This is a genomic window from Mycobacterium sp. THU-M104 (assembly GCF_049197365.1).
Taxonomy (GTDB): domain Bacteria; phylum Actinomycetota; class Actinomycetes; order Mycobacteriales; family Mycobacteriaceae; genus Mycobacterium.
On the sequence record NZ_JBMIOP010000065.1, the window covers coordinates 24,806 to 30,805 of the forward strand.

The following is a 6,000-nucleotide window of genomic DNA, read 5'->3' on the forward strand; positions in this document are numbered from 1 at the left end:
TGGATATCCAGCGAGCTTTCTAACGGGCGTAGTAGTTGGGTGCTTCGACGGTCATGGCGACGTCGTGCGGGTGGCTTTCGCGGAGTCCGGCGGCGGTGATCCGGACGAACTGCGCCTGCTGCAGGGCCTCGATGGTGGACGAGCCCGTGTAGCCCATGGCGGCCCGCAGCCCACCGGTCAGCTGGTGGATCACCGACGACAGCGGGCCGCGGAACGGCACGCGGCCCTCGATGCCCTCGGGGACCAACTTGTCCTCCGAGAGCGCGTCGTCGGCGAAGTAGCGGTCCTTGGAATAGGACCTGCCTGGACCTCCGGCCCCACCCCTGCCCTGCATGGCGCCCAGCGATCCCATCCCGCGGTAGCTCTTGAACTGCTTGCCGTTGACGAAGATCAGTTCGCCGGGCGCTTCGGCGGTGCCGGCCAGCAGCGATCCCAGCATTGCCGTCGACGCACCGGCGGCCAGTGCCTTGGCGATGTCGCCGGAGTACTGCAGCCCTCCGTCGGCGATGACGGGCACGCCCGCCGGCCCGCACGCGGCGACCGCCTCGAGGATCGCCGTGATCTGCGGTGCGCCCACACCGGCCACGACGCGCGTCGTGCAGATCGACCCAGGCCCGACACCGACCTTCACCGCGTCGGCACCGGCCTCGACCAGTGCGGCGGCGGCGGCCCTGGTGGCCACGTTGCCGCCGATCACCTCGACTCGGTCGCCGACCTCGATTTTGAGCTTGCCGACCATGTCGAGCACCAGCCGATTGTGGGCGTGCGCGGTATCGACGACCAGTACGTCGGCGCCCGCGTCGACCAGCATCATGGCCCGCACCCAGGCATCGCCGCCGACGCCGACCGCCGCCCCCACCAGTAGCCGGCCGTCTGTGTCCTTGGTCGCCAGGGGGTGCTGCTCGGTCTTGACGAAGTCCTTCACGGTGATCAGGCCGGTGAGCCGACCATGACCGTCGACCACGGGCAGCTTCTCGATCTTGTGGCGGCGCAGCAGGCCCAGCGCCGCGTCGGCACTGACCCCTTCCTGGGCGGTGATCAGCGGGGCCTTGGTCATCACCTCGGCGACCGTCTTGGTCTGGTCGACCTCGAACCGCATGTCGCGGTTGGTGATGATGCCGAGCAGTGCGCCGGAGTCGTCGACCACCGGCAGGCCGGAGATCCGGAACCGCGCGCACATCGCGTCGACCTGCGCCAGTGTGTTGTCCGGCCGGCAGGTGACCGGATCGGTGACCATGCCCGCCTCGGATCGTTTGACCGTCTCGACCTGGCCGGCCTGTTCGGCAACAGGCAGGTTGCGGTGCAGCACACCCATTCCGCCGGCTCGCGCCATCGCGATGGCCATCCGCGACTCGGTCACCGTGTCCATCGCTGAACTGACCAGCGGCACTTTCAGTCTGATTTTCCTGGTGAGGTGGCTGGTGGTGTCCGCCGCGGCGGGCACCACGTCGGACGCCGCCGGCAGCAGCAGGACGTCGTCGAACGTCAGCCCCAACATGGCTACCTTGTTGGGATTGTCGCCCCCGGTCGGCACCGAGTTCTCCGTCAGGCCGCCGCAAAAATACGGACTCGCGACCAGGTCGGAACTGTCTTCCAGGTGGGACATGCCACGGGACATCAGTGAGGCCTCCATATGCATGCGAAGTAAGACCCCCCATCCTATCGGCTCGCTCCCGGCCGGTGACGATGCGCGCCGTGAAGCGGCGCGAGGAGGAACCGGCCAATCCAACCCGGCCGGTGACGATGCGCGCCGTGAAGCGGCTGCTGGCGTTCCCATTGTGGGCGTGCGTACCCTAGAGGGGTGCGCGACCACCTCCCCCCGGGTTTGCCGCCTGACCCGTTTGCCGATGATCCCTGTGACCCGTCGGCGGTTCTGGATGACGTAGAGCCCGGTCAGCCACTGGACCAGCAGGAGCGGGTGGCTGTCGAGGCAGACCTGGCGGACCTGGCCGTGTACGAGGCATTGTTGGCGCACAAGGGTATTCGCGGACTCGTGGTCTGCTGTGACGAGTGCCAGCAAGACCATTACCACGACTGGGACATGTTGCGGGCCAACCTGCTGCAGCTCTTGATCGACGGCACCGTCCGGCCGCACGAGCCCGCGTACGACCCCGAGCCCGATTCCTACGTGACGTGGGATTACTGCCGGGGATACGCCGACGCATCCCTCAACGAAGCGACGTCGGACGCCGACGGGTACCCCCGGCTGCACTGATCCGCACCCCGGTCAGGGAGTGCCGTGCGGCTCCCCCGTTCCGGGCGCGATGATCTGCACGTGGTGCCGGTGAGAGCCGGAGAACGGCGCAGGCAACAGGCTCGATCCCGATTCGGGCGGCGGAACCACCGAGGCCTCCGGAGTCTTGGACACCGGCGGCGAGACGCCCGGCCCCCCGGACCGGGGCGGCAGCGTCGCATTCGGGTCGCGCGACCGGACCCTGGTGTTGAGCAGGTCGACCTGGTCCATCAGATCGTGGCGGCTGGCGTCGTCGTTCATCGACTGCACGGCAGTGCTGACCTCGGCCAGCTGTTCGTGCGCCTGGTCCCACTGTCCCTGGTCGATCATCTCCTGGACCTTGGCCAGCTCGGCCTTGGCGGACAACGTGATCTGGTCGTCGTTCACGCGTGGCTGGTCGAAGACCATCTGATGTAAACCATAGAGCGCATCCCCCGGACGGGCTTCGGCCACCAATGCGCCGAATCCGCTGAGAACCAGCAGTGCCGCGGCCACCGACCCGATCGTCGCCAGGCCGCGCCGACTGCGGCGGCGTTCCGCTATCCCGGTGCGCAGCGCCTCGACGGCTTCTTCCGGAGACACCAGCGCGCTGGCCGGGGGCCACCGCAAGTTGTCGCGCCAGTCCTCCAGCAGCAGGGCCAGCGCCGCGTCGTCGGGATCATCGCGATCGGGCAGATCGACCGGCCGCCGTTCGGCGAGCGCGTCGAGCAGCACGTCGGTGCGGGCGAACTCGTCCAGACCCGGTTGGTCGCCGAGTCCACGTCCAAACTCACGCATAGTCACCTGCCGCAACGATTTCGGATTTGAGTCGCGTCAGCGCGCGGTGCTGGGCCACCCGCACCGCGCCTGTCGTGCTACCGACGGCCGCAGCGGTCTCCTCGGCGGACAAGCCCACTACGACGCGCAGAATCAGGACTTCGCGCTGTTTGGCGGGCAGGATTTCCAGCAACTCGCCCATCCGGCTGACCGAGTCGGCCTCGATGGCCCGCTGCTCCGGGCCCGCCTCGGCCGACCAGCGCTCGGGCACCGTCTCCGACGGATAGGTGAGATCGCGGCCCGCCGCCCGACGGGCGTCGGCGACCTTGTGAGCGGCGATCCCATAGAGAAAGGCCAGAAAGGGCCGCCCTCGTTCGCGGTAGCGGGGCAGCGCCGTAATGGTGGCCAAGCACACCTCCTGAGCCACGTCATCGGCCGACAGACCGCCTCGCTCGACTGTGCCGACTCGCGCACGGCAATATCGCAACACTATCGGGCGGATGGTCTCCAGCACCTCCCGTAGAGCCTTCCGGTCCCCCGCGACGGCCTCGGCCACCGCAGCGTCGAGACGATCCCCTTGATTTGTCATCGACGGCGGTATCTCCAACGTTACGAACCGGACACATCCCCGGGGCTTACCAACGTCATGACAATAGCGGGCGAACGCCCATTCAATCGGAATGCCACGTTCCACCGGCGCGTCGCACCTGAGCTGCGCAGATATCGCGGATTTCGTACAATTCCCGTGCCGCAAACGTGATGCTGCCGATATCGATGAGCAGGCATGCCAGCGCCCATCGCAGGGGCGTCAACCCGAGCCGCGCTGCCTCGTCGATCGCGGCCTCCGCCACGGGCCGGGCATCCTCGATGGCACCGGCGCTGCACCTGGCGGCGGCCAGCACGACATCGCTTTTGACCCGGTGCCGCGCTGATGCGACGGCCATCGCCCGGGACAGCTCGACCGCCTCGCCGGCGTGGCCGACGGCGACATCGCCGTGGCCGGAGGCCATCGCCAGCTCGGCGGCAACCCACCGCCTGCGTACGGCGAGCCGCTCGGGCACCACCGCCACCGGCTCCAGCACCGCGTCCATGCGGGCCAGCAACGCCGCCGCGGCCGCCAGGCGGCCGACGCCCAAGGCGTCGGCCGCGAGCCCGGTCAGCGCGTCGGCGCAGGCCTCGGGGTCCGTTGCCGCCAACGCCAGGGCCCGCCCGTCCCACCTCCGTGCCAGGGTGTGCCATCCGAGCTGGCGCAGAAACGACCCCTGCGCGCTGTGGGCCAGCGAGATCAGGCGCCCCGCCGCGCCGCTGCGCCGCAACTGGGCGAGATCACGGTAGGCACTGCCGTAGCGACCCTGCCCGCCGGCCGCGACCGCGCGCAGCCACAATTGTTCCGGAGTGGTCGCCGTCGGCAACGGCCACCGGCCTGGATCATCGCCAAAGGCGGCATCGGCCAACGTTCGGTCGATCACGGAAGTGTGATAAGTCTCAATCACGGCCATAGTAGTAAACAGTTCGTGGGCGTTGTGTTACCGAAATGTTAATCGCTATCGCGGCATCACTAATTGCCTGGTGCCATTCCCCTAGCGCTGACCTGGGAAGATCTCGGTTTGGCCAAGCGCCTGGTAGTACCCGGCCCGTTCGTGAAATACGAGAGAGATGAACACGAAGTAAAATCCGTCCGAACGCTTCCTTATTTTGCCGGCCTCAGTGGCTATTGACGGAAATTCACCGCCGCCCTTACGTTTAGCGGTGACGGGTTGTCATCGGTGACGCCGCCTCATTTCGGTTGCACAAACGCTTTTCGGACGCTTTTCGGACGCTTCTCGAACTCGACCTCAACTGGGCGTGCCGTGCGGAGAGGGAACAAGCCAATGCCACAGCCTGAGCAGCTACCCGGGCCCAACGCCGACATCTGGAACTGGCAACTCCAGGGCCTGTGCCGCGGGGTTGACTCATCGATGTTCTTTCATCCCGACGGGGAGCGAGGCCGCGCGCGCATGCAGCGCGAGCAGCGCGCCAAGGAGATGTGCCGGCAGTGCCCGGTCATTCAGCAGTGCCGTTCCCACGCCCTCGACGTCGGTGAGCCCTACGGCGTGTGGGGCGGCCTGTCCGAATCCGAGCGTGACCTGCTGCTCAAGGGCGACATCGGCCGCGGACGGGGCATCCGCCGCTCGGCCTGAGTTGTCCTGCCCCTCGGCGCGGGCTAGGCCCAATGCCTGCTCGGCCTGGCGTCCGAGGACTTCGTAGGCGACCTGGCGCCGCCGGCGTGTTCTACCAGCTGAAAAGGCGCCGTTTAGGAGGCGGTTCCGGATCAGCAGCCCTGCCGAACTGGCGAAGACTTTGACGGAGGTCACCGAACGCGAGTGCGACCAGGTTTACCGCCGACTGGCTCACCGACGCCGGTGGCCTCGACGCCGAGCCCGGCCTGGACCGGCATCCGGGCCACCCGGATCTGTTCGCCTATGGTCTGGCCCACAGTCCGGTGCCGTTCTCTGTTACACGGCGTTTTGGTCAAGGAAGGCTCGCTGGTGTCGGTATGACCACCCGTCGGATTCTTGCCCGCGACGAGATCGTCGCCCTGCTGACCGAATTCGGTCAGCGCCCCCATGAACAGCACGCACGCGGCGAGCTGATCGGTGGCGGCGGCGCGGCCAGGGCGTTGGCGTATGACGCGTGTCGAATCGCCAGCGACGTGGACGCCGCATTCGATCGGACGGCATTGGTAAACAATGCGATTCGGCACATTGCCAGCAGACACGGCTCGGCCGATGACTGGATCAACGATGCGGTCAACGGATTCTTGCCAGGAAACGGCAGCGATGTGAGAGTCATGTTGGACGATCCCGTGCTGAGGGTCAGCATCCCCTCGACGGAATACGCGCTCGAACTGAAGGTCCATGCCGCGCAACCGGATCTAGGGATCCACTGATTTTTGGGTGGTCGGCGGGTCGGCTGGTCTGGGTGGCCGGTGTCAGGAAATGATTGCAGGTCATGAACACCGCGCAGCCCAG

At 67.3% G+C, this 6,000-nt stretch carries 7 protein-coding genes; 3 read left to right on the forward strand and 4 right to left on the reverse strand.

Annotation, left to right across the window (positions count from 1 at the left end; all coding sequences use genetic code 11):
• Positions 1-19: 19 nt before the first annotated feature.
• The gene (gene guaB / locus ACOJVU_RS06455) at positions 20-1,618 is read right to left on the reverse strand and encodes an IMP dehydrogenase (protein WP_421529018.1); all 1,599 of its coding nucleotides are present in this window, start codon (positions 1,616-1,618) and stop codon (positions 20-22) included.
• A 183-nt stretch (positions 1,619-1,801) separates the two neighbouring features.
• On the opposite strand from guaB, the gene ACOJVU_RS06460 reads away from it, so the two are divergent.
• On the forward strand, positions 1,802-2,215 hold the full coding sequence (locus tag ACOJVU_RS06460; RefSeq protein ID WP_421529019.1) for a DUF5319 domain-containing protein: 414 nt from the start codon (positions 1,802-1,804) through the stop codon (positions 2,213-2,215).
• 12 nt (positions 2,216-2,227) lie between these two features.
• Here ACOJVU_RS06460 and ACOJVU_RS06465 read toward each other — a convergent pair whose 3' ends face one another.
• From ACOJVU_RS06465 to ACOJVU_RS06475, 3 genes are all read right to left on the reverse strand, one after another.
• Positions 2,228-3,010: an anti-sigma-D factor RsdA gene (locus ACOJVU_RS06465; RefSeq protein WP_421529020.1), complete on the reverse strand. Its 783-nt coding sequence runs from the start codon at positions 3,008-3,010 to the stop codon at positions 2,228-2,230.
• Complete coding sequence (locus tag ACOJVU_RS06470) at positions 3,003-3,578, reverse strand: sigma-70 family RNA polymerase sigma factor (protein ID WP_421529021.1); 576 nt, start codon at positions 3,576-3,578, stop codon at positions 3,003-3,005. The genes ACOJVU_RS06465 and ACOJVU_RS06470 overlap by 8 nt, the downstream gene beginning before the upstream one ends.
• Positions 3,579-3,660: 82 nt before the next feature.
• A complete protein-coding gene (locus tag ACOJVU_RS06475; RefSeq protein WP_421529022.1) occupies positions 3,661-4,482 on the reverse strand; it encodes a hypothetical protein in 822 nt (273 codons plus the stop codon).
• Between the two features lie 378 nt (positions 4,483-4,860).
• On the opposite strand from ACOJVU_RS06475, the gene ACOJVU_RS06480 reads away from it, so the two are divergent.
• Both ACOJVU_RS06480 and ACOJVU_RS06485 read left to right on the forward strand, forming a co-directional pair.
• Positions 4,861-5,169 carry a WhiB family transcriptional regulator gene (locus ACOJVU_RS06480; protein WP_421529023.1) on the forward strand — a complete coding sequence of 103 codons (309 nt, stop codon included), beginning with the start codon at positions 4,861-4,863 and terminating at the stop codon, positions 5,167-5,169.
• A gap of 356 nt (positions 5,170-5,525) precedes the next feature.
• Positions 5,526-5,918 carry a hypothetical protein gene (locus tag ACOJVU_RS06485; RefSeq protein WP_421529024.1) on the forward strand — a complete coding sequence of 131 codons (393 nt, stop codon included), beginning with the start codon at positions 5,526-5,528 and terminating at the stop codon, positions 5,916-5,918.
• Positions 5,919-6,000 lie beyond the last annotated feature (82 nt).